Below are 16,499 nucleotides of genomic sequence, written 5' to 3' on the forward strand. Positions count from 1 at the left end.
CTGAAACTCCGCTGAAACTCCGTGCGAACCCATTTGCGAGCGCTACGCACTCGAACGCAGCCTCGCAGGCTCGACAGCTGCTACAGGGATGTGTGGCGGGTCAGTGCCGGCGCTTGAGGGTGTCGGAGGGCAGTTCGCCGAACTGTTTGCGGTAGCTGTCGGAGAACCGGCCAAGGTGCAGGAAGCCATAATCCATGGCCACTTCGGTGACGTTGCGCACGTTGCACGTCGGGTCGCTCAGGCACAGGTTGATGCGCTCGAGCTTCTTCTGCCGGATGTAGTTTTGCGGTGACATTCCCGCGTTGCGCTCGAACAACCCATACAACGAACGCAGACTCATCCGCGCCTGGCGCGCCAGTTCTTCACCGTCGATGTCTTGCTTGAGGTGGCGTGCGATGTAATCGGCAATCACCTCGAACGTGGGCGAACCCAGGCTACTGCGGATAACGTTGGTTTTCATCAGGCTGAGCATCTTGCTGACGATAATCTGCGCGTAGTGTTCCTGCACGCGGGGGATCTGCTCGGTGGCTTCGGCTTCCTGGCAAATCATCGCCAGCAAGCTGACAAAACCTTCCAGTTCATCGAGCTGGTAACGGTTCTCCAGGAACCGCACGCCCTGCCCCGGATAACGCCAGCGCTGTTCATCACATACGGATTCAAACAGCCGGGTGGGGACTTTGAGGATGAATTTTTCGCAATCGTCGGAATAGGTCAGATCGACCGGTTCGTCGGGGTTGATCAGCAGCAACTCACCCGGCGCGAAGTAATGCTCCTGACCTCGTCCACGCGACAGACAGTTGCCCCGCAGCAGCACTTGCAGATGATAAATGCTGTCGAGTGCGCCCGACGTCACCCGCACGCTGGCGCCGTAACTGATGCGGCACAGGTCCAGGCTGGCGAACTTGCGGTGATCGAGGCTGGCCAAGGGGCGACCGACCTTGGGCATCAGGATGCAATGGTTGCCGACATGCTGATTGACGTAACCCGATACCGCATAAGGGTCGGCATGGTCGAATACTCTGCTGCGCTGACTCAACAGTTGCGCGTGCATCATCGGGTCACTCTCATTGTTGTTATGAGTTGCGTCGGTCCATTCTAGAACAGCACGTCAGGCGCCTGAGACATTTCCGGACAGTTGACCGAAGCCCATGTGGGAGCGAGCCTGCTCGCGAAAGCGGAGTGACACCATACGCCGCTGCGCGTTGTTGATCGTCGCTGAAAGTGATTTTGGCGATCAACTCATCACGGGTGGCGTAGGCGAAATCGTCGTGCAGGTATTGATCGCCATCGAGGTTGATCTGGGTCGTCAGGTGGCGATGATCCGGCGCCGAGATAAAGAAGTGCAAGTGAGCCGGGCGTTGGCCGTGACGGCCCAGTTGATCGAGCAGTTGCTGGGTCGGACCGTCCGGCGGGCAGCCATAACCCGACGGCACGATGCTGCGGAAACGATAGCGACCTTCGGCATCGGTGACGATCCGGCGGCGCAGGTTGAATTCCGATTGCGTGGTATCGAAGTACGAGTAAGTGCCACCGGTGTTGGCGTGCCAGACATCTACCACGGCACCGGCCAGGGGTTCGCCGGCGGTGTTGAACACGCGCCCTTGCATGAACAGCGTCACACCCGGATCGAGACCATCATCGAGACGCGCTTCGCCTTCGGACAACGGCGCACCGGCCACGTACAGCGGGCCTTCGATGGTGCGTGGCGTGCCGCCGGATTTACCGGCCTGTTCGTCTTCGGCGTCCATCAGCAGGTCGAGGTAATGCTCCAGACCGAGCCCGGCGACGATCAGCCCGGCCTCCTGACGCGCGCCCAGTACGTTAAGGTAGTTAACGGCTCTCCAGAACTCTTCCGGGGTCACGGCGAGGTCTTCGATGATGTTTACCGAATCACGCAGGATGCGGTAGATCAGGGCCTTGGCCCGCGGATTGCCGGCATCGTTGTGCAGGCCGCTGGCCTCTTCGAGAAACTTCTGGACTTCGGCAGTGTGGGAGATCTTGACGTTCATTTTGTTGGGTTCCTCATCTTGTAATTATTAGCGTAGCGAACTGAGCAGGCTGGGCTCAGCGGTCATCGTCGCGAATCGAAGAAGGATGCCGGCACATCGCGTCGATCTCGATCGCCATGTACGGAAACAGCGGCAGTTGCATCAGCAGGTCATGCAGTTCTTGAACGCTGTCGACATCGAATACGCTGTAGTTGGCATAGTGCCCGGCGATGCGCCACAGGTGGCGCCACTTGCCCTGCTCTTGCAGGCGCTGGGCCAGGGCTTTCTCGTCAGCCTTCAGCTTGGCGGCGACTTCGGGGTTCATGTCGACCGGTAGATTCACGGTCATTTTTACGTGGAATAGCATGATCTCTCCTCAGGCTTGATGAACGGAAGTGGATGTTTTGTCGCGACGGAAAAACGCCAGGCGTTCTTCATCCAGACTCAGGCCCAGGCCCGGTGTTTGCGGGACATGCAACTCGAAATCGCGATAAACCAGCGGCTCGCTGAGAATGTCTTCGGTCAGCAGCAAGGGACCGAACAGTTCGGTGTCCCAGGCCAGTTTGTTCAGGGTGATAAAGGCATGCGCCGAGGCCATCGTGCCGAGGCCGCCTTCCAGCATGGTGCCGCCGTACAGGGCGATGCCGGCTGCTTCGGCAATCGCGGCAGTGCGCAACACGGCGCGGGGGCCGCCGTTCTTGGCGATCTTCAAGGCAAACACCGACGCAGCCCCTTCGCGCGCCAGGTTAAAGGCGTCTTCCACGCATTCGATGGACTCGTCGGCCATGATCGGCGCCGGGCTCATCGCATTCAGACGCGCCATGCCGGCGCGGTTGTTGCGCGAGATCGGCTGTTCGATCAGGTCGATGCCGTTGGTGCCGAGGATCCGGCAAGCGCGCAACGCGACCGCTTCGTCCCAGGCCTGATTGACATCGACCCGCACGCTGGCGCGATCGCCCAGGGCTTTTTTGATCGCAATGACGTGGGCCAGGTCGCGGTTGGTTTCACCGGCACCGATTTTCAGCTTGAAGATCCGATGGCGGCGCAGGTCGAGCATTTTTTCCGCTTCGGCGATGTCTTTTTCGGTGTCGCCGCTGGCCAGGGTCCAGGCCACCGGCAAGGCATCACGGACACGCCCGCCCAGCAACTCGCTGACCGGCAGGCCGAGGCGCTTGCCCTGGGCGTCGAGCAGCGCGGTTTCGATCCCGGATTTGGCAAAGGTATTGCCGCGAATGCTGCGTTCCAGACGCAACATGGCGGCATTCACATTGCCGCTGTCCTGGCCGATCAGCAGGGGCGCAAAGTGTGTGTCAATGTTGGTCTTGATGCTGTCCGGGCTTTCGTTGCCATAGGCCAGGCCACCGATGGTGGTGGATTCACCGATCCCTTCAATGCCATCGGCGCAGCGCACACGGATGATCACCAGGGTCTGATTCTGCATAGTGTGCATCGCCAGCTTGTGCGGGCGGATGGTCGGCAGATCGACGATGATCGTCTCGATCGATTCAATGGCTGTTGCACGCATGTCGATACCCGTCAGGTTCTTAAAGTTCTGGAACCGATTCTCGTACGGCTTTTTTCGGGAAGCCAATATAGAATTGGTCTGACTTGATACCTTTAAGGTATGCAACCGACAAACACCCGGAGGCCCCATGGAACTGCGTCACCTGCGGTATTTTCAGGTGTTGGCTCAATCCCTGAATTTCACCCGCGCCGCCGAACTGCTGCACATCGCTCAACCGCCCCTGAGCCGGCAGATTCAGCAACTGGAAGATGAACTCGGGGTGCTTTTGCTGGAGCGTGGCCGGCCGCTGAAGCTGACGGAGGCCGGGCGGTTTTTCCATGAGCACTCCACCGCCCTGCTTGAACAACTGAACAAGGTCTGCGACAACACGCGGCGGATCGGCCTGGGGGAAAAGACCTGGCTGGGCATCGGCTTCGCGCCTTCGACCCTGTACGGTGTGCTGCCGGAACTGATCCGCCGTCTGCGCAGCGGCGAGCCTCTGGAGCTTGAGTTGGGGCTTTCGGAGATGACCACGCTGCAACAAGTGCAAGCACTCAAAGCCGGGCGTATTGATATCGGCTTCGGGCGAATTCGCATCGACGACCCGGCGATCATTCAAACGGTGCTCACCGAAGACCGGCTGGTCGCCGCCCTGCCCGCAGGCCATCCCCTGCTGGCCGGACCGGTCAGCCTTCGCCAACTGTCCAAAGAACCCTTTGTGCTGTACCCGGGCAATCCGCGCCCCAGCTATGCCGACCATGTGATTGCCCTGTTCGAGTCCTATGGCGTGAGCATTCACGTGGCGCAATGGACCAATGAACTGCAAACGGCAATCGGTCTGGTAGGGGCCGGGATCGGCGTCACGCTGGTGCCGGCCTCGGTGCAGCTGCTGCACCGCGACGACATTGGATTCACCCCGTTGCTGGAAGACAACGCCACCTCGCCGATCATTCTCAGTCGGCGCGTGGGCGATGTCTCACCGGGGTTGAATCATTGTTTGAAGGTGATCGAAGAACTGCAACCGCAGGCAAGGTTTTAATGGGAATTTTTGTCCCAGAACCAGTTCCAGAAACCCGGCAGTTCTACTGGCTGCGAACTGTCCTTGACGGTGCGCGCCATCGCCGCGCGCAGCACGGCGTCGTGATCGTCATAAAACGGTTTTTGCGCCAGTGGCACGCCGGTGGCCTTGGCGCTGTCGATCAGGATTTGCAGGTATTCCCGGGTGTGTCGGGCGGTGTAGCGATTGAGGTCGTGGAAGGTCACCACCACCGGAATCACCCCATCCACGGTCGGCAACTCACCCAGCGCGATGCGCTCACGCACTTCAGACATCGAGCGCAGCATATGAGACCGACGCCGGGGGCTGGCGTTGAAGCCCCAGATTTTGCCGTCATTGGCGCTTAAATCGGTTAGCAACACATGCATGCCGTGCTGCTGATAAGCGGCGAAGACGCGTTTGTCGTAGTTCCAGAATGGCGGACGAACCAGGGTCGGCGGCGCACCGGTGATGGCCGCGATGTCTGCACTGCCTTTGCTCAGCGCCTGTTCCAGTTCTTGCGGGCTCAGCGAGCGATGATTGGTGTGCCAGTGGGTAGCCGTGTGAAATCCCAGCACCTGTCCTTCTGCATGTTCGCGATGCATGAGCTCGCGCCCGATATCACTGTCGCCGGCCCTTGGCGCGCCGGTCTGCACGAAAAACACCGCTTTGATGTTCGGCTGCAGAGGATTGTCCTTCAGGCTGTCGAGCACGGTCGCGGTGGGGTTCCAGAAACTCGAAGCGCTGGGACCGTCGTCGTAGGTCAGCAGAAAACGAATCGGTGCCTGCGCCTGTAGACGTTGTTCCGTCTGCGGGGTCAGTTCGATGGGTGCGGCGATGCAGCCTGCCAGCCCGACGGCGATGGCGAGTGCGCAGAACACTTTGTACAACTGTTTCATGTTTTGCCTTGGATCAGACCGTGACGGTCAACTCATCAAATGGCAAAAATCCTTCGCCCGTTCATCCTTCGCCGGCCCGCCAGTTTCGCGGGCCGAGGTTGGATCAGGGTACACAGTGTTTGGTTCCGCCGCCCACCCTCCTCGCTTACTGCGCCAAGACACTCACTCGTGATCCGAAAGCTAAGCTGAACATTCCCGTCACAGCTTTCTACCGCAGGGTCAGCCGATGTGTGGACGACTGTCGCAGTACCGTGGCATTCACGATTTTGTCGCCGTGCTGAGCATTCCCGATGCGATGATCAATCACGTCGGGGATGAACCCCTGGCCCGCTACAACGCGGCACCCACTACCCAACTCGCCCTGTTGCACCTTGAGCCTGACGGGTTGCACGCCGATCCGGTGCGCTGGGGCTGGCGCCCGCACTGGGCGAAAGATCGCGCGGCGCCGATCAATGCGCGGGTGGAGAAAGTCGCTCATGGCCCGTTCTTCCGGGCGATCTGGCCGCACCGGGCGATTGCACCGATCGACAACTGGTTCGAATGGGTCGATGCCGGCGATTCGACGCGAGTGCCCTGGCTGATTCGCCGACGGGACGGCGCACCGAGTTACTGTGCAGCCATTGGCCAGTTTCCCGGTGCTGGCAACGAACCGCGCGGCGACGACGGTTTTGTCATCATCACGGCGGACAGCGCAGGCGGCATGCTAGACATTCATGACCGCAGGCCGGTGGTGTTGTCAGCGGAACTGGCGCGTGAATGGCTCGACCCGGCCACCCCAAAAGAACGCGCCGAACAGATAGTGCTTTTACAGGGTGAAACCAGCGAAATATTCGAGTGGTACAGGGTCGACAAAGCCGTCGGCAATGTCAGAAACCAGAGTAGCGCATTGATAAAAAAGCTTATTTGACGCAGAAATTGTGGACCGCTAAGCAATTTCTGCGATAACGCAAATTCTGTAGCAGCTTAACAATCGCCCAAAGAAAAGCCCCGCTTGATAGCGGGGCTCTCTGTATGCGTTACCCTCTCAGGGCTTTAATGGCATTTCTATATCACGCTCCGACAACTCTCGACTGTCGTCATGCTTCCAGGTCTGGGGCGGAGGGTTCTCACGTTCGATGTCTTCTTCCGTGGGTTCATCCATCTCTTCATCCGGGTCCGGACGTTTGGGATCATTGGCCATGCGCACCTCTCTTCCTGTGAAGGGACTTATTAAGCTTAGAACAAATTCGAGCGCTCGATTCAGAGCCACCAGCGCAGCAAGAAGAAAAAACCCATGCTCAACAGCATGCTGAGCAAGGTGTTGCGGGTGTAAAGCACCAGCCCCACCGCCACCAGCGAACTGATCAGGTAGGGGTTGTCCCACTGCAAGTTCAGCTGTTTGTCGGGCATGAACACAATCGGCCCGCAGATCGCGGTCAACATTCCCGGTACGGCGAAACCGAGGAATTGCCGGGCATTGCTGCTCAGGCGCACCGGCAACCGGGGTTCGAGAAACACGTAGCGGTTGAGAAATACCAGTACGCCCATTCCGATAATCACCGCCCACACCATCATGCTGCGCGCCCCCTGTAGAGTTTGTTGCAGATAAAGCCCGCGGTCATGCCCGCCAATCCGGACAGCACCAGCGCCGAACCCCATTGCCAGTAGCTGAACAACACCGAGCAGAACAGCGACACCGCGACACACACCACGGTGGGCACGCTGCGCACCACCGGCGTGATCAACGCGATGAAGGTGGCGGCGATGGAGAAGTCCAGCCCCAAATGCTCCAATCCCGGAATGCTGCTGCCCAGCACGATGCCTGCCAGGGTGAACAGGTTCCAGGCGATATAAAACGTCAGCCCGACCCCCAGCGCGTACCAGCGATTGAATTGCTGTTTATCGTGCTGACTGGTGAGGGCAAACAGTTCGTCGGTGAGCAAAAAGCCCAGCCCCACCCGCCAACGCCCCGGCAACGGCGAAATCACCGACCGCATGCTCATGCCATAAAGCAAATGCTGTGACGTCAGCAATACGGTAGTCAGCAAAATCGAAAAGATCCCGGCACCGCCCTTGAGCATGCCGATGGCGACCAACTGCGCGGCGCCGGCAAACACGATGCTCGACAGCCCCTGCCCTTGCAGCGGCGTGAGGTTGGCCTCAATGGCCATGGACCCGGCCAGCAAGCCCCATGGCGCGGTGGCCAGGGACAGCGGCATGATCGCCGCGGCGCCACGCAGAAAGGCACTGCGCGGCATGAGTAAATTAGACATAACGCCCTACAACCAGTGAAAGACCCGAGACTTTGCCAGCAGTCGCGCCGGAAGGCTTGAACAATCTTGCGCACCAGTGCTGAGAGCGTAGACAGCAAAGCTGTTCCATTCATCGGCTGGGCGCTTGATTCGCCTCGATAGTAGCAACATGATGGCGCTGCATTTTTCCTTGAGGCCAGGCCCTGCATGAGCTCAGTCGAACCCGATAGTGATGTCTATAAAACCCTGCTTGAGTCAACCAATGCAATTCCTTGGCGGATCGACTGGAACACCATGACGTTCAGCTACATAGGCCCGCAGATCGAAGCGCTGTTGGGCTGGAAGCAAGACAGTTGGGCGACGGTCAACGACTGGGTCGAGCGCATGCACCCGGACGATCGGGATTACGTGGTGGAGTTCTGCGTCTCGCAATCGCGCGCAGGGGTCGATCATGAGGCGGATTATCGGGCGCTGACTCAACAAGGCGACTACGTGTGGATTCGCGACGTGGTGCACGTGGTGCGCAAGGACGGTGAAGTGGAAGCGCTGGTGGGCTTCATGTTCGACATCAGCGAGCGCAAGAGAACCGAAGAGCATTTGAGCCGGCTGCAGAAGCAACTCGAAGAGTATTCCTTCCAGGACGGCCTCACCGGTATTGCCAACCGGCGCATGTTCGACACCGTGATGGAGCGCGAATGGGGCAATGCCCAGCGCACGGGCCTGCCGCTTTCGTTGCTGATCATGGACATCGACTATTTCAAGCAATTCAACGATCACTATGGACACATCAAAGGTGACGAATGCCTGCGTCAGGTGGCCCAGACGTTGTCGCTGGCAGCCAATCGACCGCGTGATTTCATTGCCCGGATCGGCGGCGAAGAATTCGTCTGGCTGCTCCCGGAAACCGATGCCGAGTCCGCACGGCTGGTGGCTCGCAAATGCCTGCACCTGATTCGCCAGCAACACATTCTTCATGAGTTTTCGCCGGCTTCGCCGCTATTGAGCGTGAGCCTGGGCGTCGGCACCACCGTCGCCCCGCTGCAAGCGACCGCACTGGAGTTCATCGAGCAAGTCGACAAGTTGCTCTATCGGGCCAAACACAACGGCCGGATGCGCGCCGAGTTTGCTGATTTTCGTTGAACTCCTGGAACCCATAGAGCCGCCGCCGACGCCCGAGTACCATGAAGTGATTCGCATGACAGGTCAGGGAGGCGACATGCTTTACCGGATCGCCGCCGACGGGCTGGTGCTGTTTCATCTGTTGTTCATTCTGTTCGTGCTGTTCGGCGGGCTGCTGGTGCTCAAATGGCGGTCGCTGATCTGGGCGCACCTGCCCGCCGCCGCGTGGGGCGTGACGGTTGAAGTCTTGCACCTGACCTGCCCGCTGACCCAGTGGGAAAATCTCATGCGCCAGGCGGCCGGGCAAAACGGCTACGGGGGCGGCTTTATCGAACACTACGTGTGGCCGGTCATTTACCCGGCTGGCCTGACGCCCGCGATTCAGTTGACGCTGGGCAGCGTAGTGCTGGCTATCAACGTGCTGGTCTATCTTCGGCTGATCAGGCTGTGGAAATTGCGCCGGGCCGCCTGAAACAAGCGCCGAGGATTGAGTCCATGTTGTCGATTGAAGACCTGAGTCTGCTCCAGGCCATCCGCGAGACCGGCAGCCTGTCGCGGGCCGCCGCTCACTTGGGCAAGGCGCCGTCGACCGTGTCCTACGCTGCGCGGCAACTGGAGGAGCGCTTCGACGCGTTGCTCTTCGATCGCCGTCGTTACCGCTTGCAGCTCACCCCGGCTGGCGAGTTGCTGGTGAACGAAGYGGCGCGGTTGATGCAGGACGTGTCCCGGCTGACCCAGCGAGTCCAGCAAGTGGCCAACGGCTGGGAAAGCCGGTTATGGATTGTCACCGACGAATTGCTTGAATTCGAAGCCTTGATACCAGTGATCCACGAATTCGACGCGCTGGAATCCGGCGTACCGCTGCGCATCACGCAGGAGGTGCTCAAAGGCGTTTGGGAAGCCCTGCGAGAAGGCCGTGCGGACTTGATCATCGGCGCCACCAACGAGCCGCCGGCGATCCCGACCCTGCGCTGGATGCAATTGGGGGAAATGGAGTGGGTGTTCGCAGTGTCTCCCAAACACCCACTGGCCAAGGCCAAAGAGCCTATTTCACGGGCGATGGTGGCGCAGCACCGAGCGATTGTCGTGGCCGATTCTTCAAGGGTCACGGAGGGCAGCACCTACGGCGTCTCTGGCGGCCAACCAGTGCTCGCGGTACCGACCATGCGCGCAAAAGTCCTGGCTCAATGCGATGGGCTGGGCGTCGGCTGGCTGCCCCGGCACCGGGTGGGCTCGTTATTGAAAAACGGCACCCTGGTCGAAAAACAGATGGCCGACCCGCGCGAACCGAACATTCTGTATGCCGGCTGGCGCGGCGATCATGACGGTCGTGCATTGGGCTGGTGGCTGGAAAAACTCAAGCAATCGTACCTCTGCACCCAACTGGTTCAGGGTAGCGACCGGTTTGTCTGAACTCAGTTGGCAGTGACACTCATGTTGCGCCCGCTGGTCTTGGCCACATACAGCGCCTTGTCCGCCGCACTGACCAAATCATCGGGTTGGTCCTGCGAGGCCGGGTTGTAGGCGCAAACACCGATACTGACCGTTACCCTGCCCTCCGGACTTTCGCAGTGCGCAATGTCCGCCCGCAGTACCGCGTGGCGGATGTTTTCGGCCACCAGAAAAGCGCCCGCATAGTCGGTGCCAGGCAGCACCACCGAGAACTCTTCGCCGCCATAACGCGCGGCAAGGTCGCCGGGGCGCTTGATGTTGTCCTTGATGATCGCGCTGATCCGGCGCAAACACTCATCGCCGGCCACATGACCATAACGATCATTGAAGCTCTTGAAGTGATCAACATCGATCATCAGCATGGCAAGGTCAGTCAGCGTGCGCCGTGCGCGGCCCATTTCCGCGAGGATAAACACGTCGAACTGACGCCGGTTGGACAGACCGGTCAACGCATCCTCAAGGGCCAGCAATTCAAGGCTACGATTGACCTCGATGAGTTTTTCCTGGCCATCGAGCAACACACGCTGGACGTGTTGTTGCTGCTTCATGACGTGAATGAGGCGGTAACCAAGCCCGCCCAGAAACAGCAGTAGCGAAACCACGATACCTGCGCTCAATGCCGTCTCTTTGCGCCAGCCGACCAGGACTTCCTCCTTGTCCAGCGCGGCAAAGATGATCAGCGGATACCCGCTGACCCGCCGAAACCCCACCACCCGTTCCACACCGTCCACATATGACTTGACGGTGGCCGTGCCGGAATCGCCTTTGGGCAACAGTTGAGTAAACAGCGGCGCCTTGGCCACGCTGATGCCAATGTCAGCCTCATTGAACGGCCGCCGCACAACAATGCTGGCATCATCGGCAAACAGGCTGATCACCCCGTTGCGGCCCATATCGATACTGTTGTAAAGCTCAAGGAAATGACTGAGATAGATCGTTGCCAGCGCCACACCGGCAAATCGACCATCCGGATGATTGATCCGGCGTGACACGGTCATGATCCATTCACCACTCGAACGACTTTTTATCGATTGACCGATATGCGGGCCGCGGTCGGGATGGTCACGATGAAAAATGAAATATTCACGGTCGGAATTGTTCGCGCCAGGTACCTCGGCGCCATTGGAGTTGGCGATCCAGCGCCCCGCTTCGTCAAAGACGAACAAGCCATGCAGTTGCTTCAGCTCGCTGCGTTCAGCGCTGAGCAACCGTTGCAATCTGGGCAGTTGTTGCGCACCGACACCATCGTTTTCAACGCGGTCCACGAGGGCAAACAGCAGCGTATCGGCCTGTTTTATCGACGCTTGCGTTTGCGACGCCAGGGTCTGCGCCAGGTTGGACATCGCCACTTCTTTGTCATGCAGATGGTACTGGCGCGAATTCCAGGCTTGCCAAATCACGATTGCCGTCATCGACAGGCACACAGCCACGAGCAGAACTACCGCGTAGCGGACCTTGAGCCTCGACGCACGCTGGCCGGTCTTCCACGAAGCGGTGGTACGGGCGCTTTCAGTTGGATCTTTAATGGACGAATGCCCCATAACGTTCCCTGATTCGTTATGACAGGGCAACTTTTCCTGTTCGCCCTTTGAATGCCGTTCCAGCAACAAGATAGGCGATTTGCTAGCTTCATGACGGGATTGTGTGGGGAATCCGCCCTAAAGTCTTACTTCGACGACTGTTTCACCGCCTCAAGCCAGGCCGGATCCAGACGGGTCTGATCGGTGTCGATGCCCAGCGCATCCATCCGCGCCTTGTGCTGATCCATCTCGCGGATCAATTGACTGTGGTCGCTGGAGTTGCCGTCCAGTTCGTGCATCTGGTTCAAGCCCAGGTGGTAAAAACGCAGCAGCTTCATGGCCACCGGATCACCCGTCTCAACCGCTGCGGTGACCTGATGCATGATGTTTGTGATGCTCATCAAGCTGCGCTTGAGCCGCCAGCCGTACACCGCGGGCGCCATCCATGGCTGGTTCCAGAACTTGCCGCGCATCAGCGCCACCATCAGCAACACCGCGATAAACACACCGCCGACGTTGAACCGCAGGTTGTCGCCGTCGGGCTCACCGAATAACGCCACCGCCGCCGTGGACAGCACCATCGCCAGCGCCAGGAAAATCAGGGCAATAATCACCGTACTGCGGCGCGTCTGTTGTCGATAGGCTTGGGCATTCTTCGGCTGGATTTCGAACATCGCGGCAGGGTTCCTTGGGGCATGAGCAAAAAAGAAGGCCAGGCATTATCGCCTCTGCGAGGGATTTAGCTATGCTGACGCTCCTTTTCATCTTTTCATCGTCAAACGGGGGACATGGCGGTACAGCGCAGTTCGTGCCATCTTCATCCATGGATACACTCTATTCGGATGCCATTCGCGCGGCTCGGTGAGTGACATCGTTTTAAGGATCATTGAATGACCCAACGACAAGTAATCAACGCCTCGGTCAGCCCTAAAGGCAGCCTGGAAACCCTTTCTCAACGCGAAGTCCAACAACTGAGCGAAGCCGGTTCCGGCAGCACCTACGACATCTTCCGCCAATGCGCCCTGGCGATCCTCAACACTGGCGCCCATGTCGACAACGCCAAAACCATCCTTGAAGCCTACAAAGATTTTGAAATCCGCATCCACCAGCAAGATCGCGGCGTACGCCTGGAACTGCTGAACGCACCGGCCGACGCCTTCGTCGACGGCGAAATGATCGCCAGCACGCGTGAGATGCTGTTCAGCGCCTTGCGTGACATCGTCTACACCGAAAACGAACTCGACAGCCAGCGCATCGACCTGAGTACCTCCCAAGGCATCAGCGACTACGTGTTCCACTTGCTGCGCAACGCCCGCACCCTGCGCCCCGGTGTCGAGCCGAAGATCGTGGTCTGCTGGGGCGGCCACTCGATCAACACCGAAGAATACAAATACACCAAGAAAGTCGGCCACGAACTGGGTCTGCGCAGCCTCGACATCTGCACCGGTTGCGGCCCCGGCGTGATGAAAGGCCCGATGAAAGGCGCGACCATCGCCCACGCCAAACAGCGTATCCACGGCGGGCGTTACCTCGGTTTGACCGAACCGGGCATCATCGCCGCCGAAGCGCCAAACCCGATCGTCAATGAGCTGGTGATCTTGCCGGACATCGAAAAACGTCTGGAAGCGTTCGTGCGCGTCGGCCACGGCATCATCATTTTCCCGGGCGGCGCGGGCACGGCCGAAGAGTTCCTGTACCTGCTCGGCATCCTGATGCACCCGGACAACCAAGGCCTGCCCTTCCCGGTCGTCCTCACCGGGCCAAAACATGCCGCCCCGTATCTGCAACAACTGGACGCGTTCGTCGGCGCCACGCTGGGCGATGCCGCGAAGAAACATTACGAGATCATCATCGACGATCCGGCTGAAGTCGCACGGCAGATGACTCAGGGGCTTAAAGCGGTCAAACAGTTCCGCCGCGAGCGCAATGACGCGTTCCACTTCAACTGGCTGCTGAAGATCGACGAAGGCTTCCAGCGCCCGTTCGACCCGACCCACGAAAACATGGCCAACCTGAAACTGAGCCAGGCCCTCCCCGCCCATGAACTGGCGGCCAACCTGCGGCGCGCGTTCTCCGGCATTGTCGCCGGCAACGTCAAGGACAAGGGCATCCGCCTGATCGAACAGCACGGGCCTTACCAGATCCGTGGTGATGCGGCGATCATGCATCCGCTGGATCAACTGCTCAAAGCCTTCGTCGCCCAACACCGGATGAAACTGCCCGGTGGCGCGGCATATGTGCCGTGTTATCAGGTTGTGGCGTAACCTCGACCTGACCAACACTGTATATCCCTGTGGGAGCGAGCCGGCTCCGGGCGGCGTTCCGACGATAGCGGTGTGTCATTCAACATTAATGTTGACTGGCATGGCCTCATCGCGAGCAGGCTCGCTCCCACATTAGTTGTCAGTGTGGTTAAAGGTGATCCGCGTCGATCACGGCTTTGGCAAACGCCTGTGGATCTTCCTGCGGCAGGTTATGGCCGATGCCGCCATTGATCAGTCGGTACTCATACTTGCCAGTAAAACGCTTGGCGTAATCCTCGGCCGCCGGGTGCGGTGCGCCGTTGGCGTCGCCTTCCATCGTAATGGTCGGCACCGTGATCGAAGGTGCCTTGGCCAGCCGCTGTTCCAACGCTTCGTATTGCGGCTCGCCCTGAACCATGCCCAACCGCCAGCGATAGTTGAAGATCGTGATAGCGACATGGTCCGGGTTGTCCAGGGCGGCCGCACTGCGATCATAGGTCGCGTCGTCAAAGGCCCATTTCGGGGACGCCAGCTGCCAGATCAACTTGGCGAAGTCGTGACGGTTTTTTTCGTAACCGGCCTGGCCGCGATCGGTCGCAAAATAGAACTGATACCACCACTGCAACTCGGCCTTGGGCGGTAACGGGTTCTTCCCCGCGGCCTGATTGCCGATCAAGTAGCCGCTCACCGACACCAGTGCCTTGACCCGCTCCGGCCACAGCGCCGAGACGATGTCCGCCGAACGCGCGCCCCAGTCGTAGCCGCCGAGCACAGCCTGTTTGATCTTCAACGCATCCATGAAGTCGATGACGTCACTGGCCAACGCGGCGGGTTGGCCGTTGCGCAGGGTCTTGTCAGACAGGAAATGCGTGTCGCCGTAACCCCGTGCATACGGAATCAACACCCGGTAACCCTTGGCCGCCAGCAGCGGCGCCACTTCACTGTAACTGTGAATGTCGTAGGGCCAACCATGCAGAAGAATCACCACGGGGCCATCGGCGGGCCCCACCTGCGCGTAAGCCACATTCAGCAAACCGGCCTTGACGTGCTTCAGCGGACCGAACGGGGTATACGAATCCGCACTGGCCACAGCCGGCTCTGCGGACGTGGTGGCGGCTTGCGCATTGACAGCGCCGAGGGCACCAAACTGCATCAGCGCGAAAGCGAGCATCGTCGGCGCCATAAAGCGCCGGCGTGATGCGGTTTTACGGCTCAACACATTCATCTTCATGGTGATGTCCCTACAAGTCATTTGTCGGAGGTTTTAGCGGTGGATGTGAGACAAGTCGCATTGCCTCGATGGAAGCCATTTAATCGCCCGCTAGTATCTGCCATGTGTCGTCAAAACAGAGTTATTAAGGCGTAAGGTGTCAAACAGAACGCCTGATACAGTGCGATACAAATCCCTGCACCGCCCCGTGATACGTACCGTGCGAAAAACAAGAGGGTTGAGCAATGGAGCATGTGAACCACATCCTGATCGTCGATGACGATCGCGAGATTCGCGAGCTGGTGGGCAATTACCTGAAGAAAAACGGCTTGCGCACAACTGTGGTTGCCGACGGCCGGCAGATGCGCCATTTTCTGGAAACCAATCAGGTGGACCTGATCGTGCTGGACCTGATGATGCCCGGTGATGACGGCCTGGTGCTGTGCCGTGAATTACGCGCAGGCAAACACAAAGCCACACCGATCCTGATGCTCACCGCCCGCAATGACGAAACCGATCGTATCCTCGGCCTGGAAATGGGTGCCGACGATTACCTGACCAAACCCTTCGCCGCCCGCGAACTGCTGGCGCGGATCAATGCGGTATTGCGCCGCACACGGATGCTGCCGCCAAACCTGCTGATCACCGAAACGGGTCGGCTGCTCGGCTTCGGACGCTGGCGCCTCGATACCACCGCTCGCCACTTGCTGGATGAAGACGGCACCATGGTCGCCCTCAGTGGCGCGGAATACCGCTTGCTGCGCGTGTTCCTCGATCACCCGCAACGCGTGCTCAGCCGTGACCAATTGCTCAACCTGACCCAGGGCCGCGATTCCGACCTGTTCGACCGTTCCATCGATTTGCTGGTAAGCCGATTGCGCCAGCGCCTGCTGGATGATTCACGCGAGCCGACCTACATCAAGACCGTGCGCAGTGAAGGCTACGTGTTCTCTTACCCTGTGGAATTGCTCGGCGCACCCCAATGAAGTGTTCCCTGTATTCGCCGAACACGCTGCTGTCCCGGTTATCGCTGTTTTTCCTGGTGAGCCTTATCGGTACTTTGGGGATAGCGCCATGACAAGATTTAAAATATGCCACCGACACGCTAATTAATGAGTATTTAATAGCAAATAGCAAATAGCAAATAGCAAATAGCAAATAGCAAATAGCAAATAGCAAATAGCAAATAGCAAATAGCAAATAGCAAATAGCAAATAGCAAATAGCAAATAGCAAATAGCAAATAGCAAATAGCAAATAGCAAATAGCAAATAGCAAATAGCAAATAGCAAATAGCA

17 protein-coding genes and 1 pseudogene are annotated in these 16,499 nt (G+C 58.9%); 7 read left to right on the forward strand and 11 right to left on the reverse strand.

The genetic code is table 11. From position 1 onward, the window contains the following. Positions 1-100: 100 nt before the first annotated feature. The 4 genes and pseudogenes from AC1DWM_RS29030 to AC1DWM_RS29045 form a co-directional block, all read right to left on the reverse strand. Positions 101-1,054, reverse strand: a complete 954-nt coding sequence (locus AC1DWM_RS29030) for an AraC family transcriptional regulator (RefSeq protein WP_317849296.1) — start codon at positions 1,052-1,054, stop codon at positions 101-103. Between the two features lie 124 nt (positions 1,055-1,178). Beyond that, a pseudogene (gene catA, locus AC1DWM_RS29035) lies at positions 1,179-2,009 on the reverse strand (catechol 1,2-dioxygenase); the annotation flags it as partial. 55 nt (positions 2,010-2,064) lie between these two features. Next, positions 2,065-2,355 (reverse strand): muconolactone Delta-isomerase, encoded by a 291-nt coding sequence (catC, locus tag AC1DWM_RS29040; RefSeq protein WP_057715472.1) that lies wholly within the window; start codon positions 2,353-2,355, stop codon positions 2,065-2,067. Between the two features lie 9 nt (positions 2,356-2,364). Beyond that, a complete protein-coding gene (locus AC1DWM_RS29045; RefSeq protein ID WP_477796770.1) occupies positions 2,365-3,513 on the reverse strand; it encodes a muconate cycloisomerase family protein in 1,149 nt (382 codons plus the stop codon). A gap of 127 nt (positions 3,514-3,640) precedes the next feature. Here AC1DWM_RS29045 and AC1DWM_RS29050 point away from each other — a divergent pair, with 127 nt between their 5' ends. Then, on the forward strand, positions 3,641-4,531 hold the full coding sequence (locus tag AC1DWM_RS29050; RefSeq protein WP_477796771.1) for a LysR family transcriptional regulator: 891 nt from the start codon (positions 3,641-3,643) through the stop codon (positions 4,529-4,531). On the opposite strand, the gene AC1DWM_RS29055 is transcribed toward AC1DWM_RS29050, so the two are convergent. Continuing rightward, the gene (locus AC1DWM_RS29055) at positions 4,528-5,427 is read right to left on the reverse strand and encodes a polysaccharide deacetylase family protein (RefSeq protein WP_223511153.1); all 900 of its coding nucleotides are present in this window, start codon (positions 5,425-5,427) and stop codon (positions 4,528-4,530) included. The two genes, AC1DWM_RS29050 and AC1DWM_RS29055, sit on opposite strands and share 4 nt — an antisense overlap. 226 nt (positions 5,428-5,653) lie before the next feature. On the opposite strand from AC1DWM_RS29055, the gene AC1DWM_RS29060 reads away from it, so the two are divergent. Next, on the forward strand, positions 5,654-6,334 hold the full coding sequence (locus AC1DWM_RS29060; RefSeq protein ID WP_477796772.1) for an SOS response-associated peptidase family protein: 681 nt from the start codon (positions 5,654-5,656) through the stop codon (positions 6,332-6,334). A gap of 117 nt (positions 6,335-6,451) precedes the next feature. On the opposite strand, the gene AC1DWM_RS29065 is transcribed toward AC1DWM_RS29060, so the two are convergent. From AC1DWM_RS29065 to AC1DWM_RS29075, 3 genes are read right to left on the reverse strand one after another with little or no spacing between them, the layout of a single operon-like run. Further along, complete coding sequence (locus tag AC1DWM_RS29065) at positions 6,452-6,607, reverse strand: hypothetical protein (RefSeq protein WP_223511163.1); 156 nt, start codon at positions 6,605-6,607, stop codon at positions 6,452-6,454. 59 nt (positions 6,608-6,666) lie between these two features. Next, positions 6,667-6,978, reverse strand: coding sequence for an AzlD domain-containing protein (locus tag AC1DWM_RS29070; RefSeq protein ID WP_162830874.1), 312 nt, complete (start codon positions 6,976-6,978; stop codon positions 6,667-6,669). Then, entirely contained in the window at positions 6,978-7,679 is a 702-nt protein-coding gene (locus tag AC1DWM_RS29075) for an AzlC family ABC transporter permease (RefSeq protein WP_223511164.1), read from the reverse strand. Before AC1DWM_RS29075 ends, AC1DWM_RS29070 begins: the two co-directional genes overlap by 1 nt. 186 nt (positions 7,680-7,865) lie before the next feature. On the opposite strand from AC1DWM_RS29075, the gene AC1DWM_RS29080 reads away from it, so the two are divergent. The 3 genes from AC1DWM_RS29080 (at position 7,866) to AC1DWM_RS29090 (ending at position 10,190) form a co-directional block, all read left to right on the forward strand. Then, complete coding sequence (locus tag AC1DWM_RS29080) at positions 7,866-8,798, forward strand: GGDEF domain-containing protein (RefSeq protein ID WP_477796773.1); 933 nt, start codon at positions 7,866-7,868, stop codon at positions 8,796-8,798. A 76-nt stretch (positions 8,799-8,874) separates the two neighbouring features. Beyond that, positions 8,875-9,249 (forward strand): DUF2784 domain-containing protein, encoded by a 375-nt coding sequence (locus tag AC1DWM_RS29085; RefSeq protein WP_223511266.1) that lies wholly within the window; start codon positions 8,875-8,877, stop codon positions 9,247-9,249. 23 nt (positions 9,250-9,272) lie between these two features. Then, positions 9,273-10,190, forward strand: a complete 918-nt coding sequence (locus AC1DWM_RS29090) for a LysR family transcriptional regulator (RefSeq protein ID WP_477796774.1) — start codon at positions 9,273-9,275, stop codon at positions 10,188-10,190. A 2-nt stretch (positions 10,191-10,192) separates the two neighbouring features. On the opposite strand, the gene AC1DWM_RS29095 is transcribed toward AC1DWM_RS29090, so the two are convergent. Both AC1DWM_RS29095 and AC1DWM_RS29100 read right to left on the reverse strand, forming a co-directional pair. Next, complete coding sequence (locus AC1DWM_RS29095; RefSeq protein ID WP_223511167.1) at positions 10,193-11,770, reverse strand: sensor domain-containing diguanylate cyclase; 1,578 nt, start codon at positions 11,768-11,770, stop codon at positions 10,193-10,195. 125 nt (positions 11,771-11,895) lie between these two features. After that, positions 11,896-12,423: a DUF3087 domain-containing protein gene (locus tag AC1DWM_RS29100; protein WP_223511168.1), complete on the reverse strand. Its 528-nt coding sequence runs from the start codon at positions 12,421-12,423 to the stop codon at positions 11,896-11,898. Between the two features lie 216 nt (positions 12,424-12,639). Here AC1DWM_RS29100 and ppnN point away from each other — a divergent pair, with 216 nt between their 5' ends. Further along, on the forward strand, positions 12,640-14,013 hold the full coding sequence (gene ppnN / locus AC1DWM_RS29105; RefSeq protein ID WP_223511169.1) for a nucleotide 5'-monophosphate nucleosidase PpnN: 1,374 nt from the start codon (positions 12,640-12,642) through the stop codon (positions 14,011-14,013). Between the two features lie 148 nt (positions 14,014-14,161). Here the strand turns inward: ppnN and AC1DWM_RS29110 are convergent, their stop codons facing one another. Beyond that, positions 14,162-15,223 (reverse strand): alpha/beta fold hydrolase, encoded by a 1,062-nt coding sequence (locus AC1DWM_RS29110; RefSeq protein WP_223511170.1) that lies wholly within the window; start codon positions 15,221-15,223, stop codon positions 14,162-14,164. Between the two features lie 224 nt (positions 15,224-15,447). On the opposite strand from AC1DWM_RS29110, the gene AC1DWM_RS29115 reads away from it, so the two are divergent. Beyond that, positions 15,448-16,188 carry a response regulator gene (locus tag AC1DWM_RS29115; protein WP_223511171.1) on the forward strand — a complete coding sequence of 247 codons (741 nt, stop codon included), beginning with the start codon at positions 15,448-15,450 and terminating at the stop codon, positions 16,186-16,188. Positions 16,189-16,499 lie beyond the last annotated feature (311 nt).

The sequence above is a fragment of the Pseudomonas sp. P4_C8 genome (genome assembly GCF_056401975.1).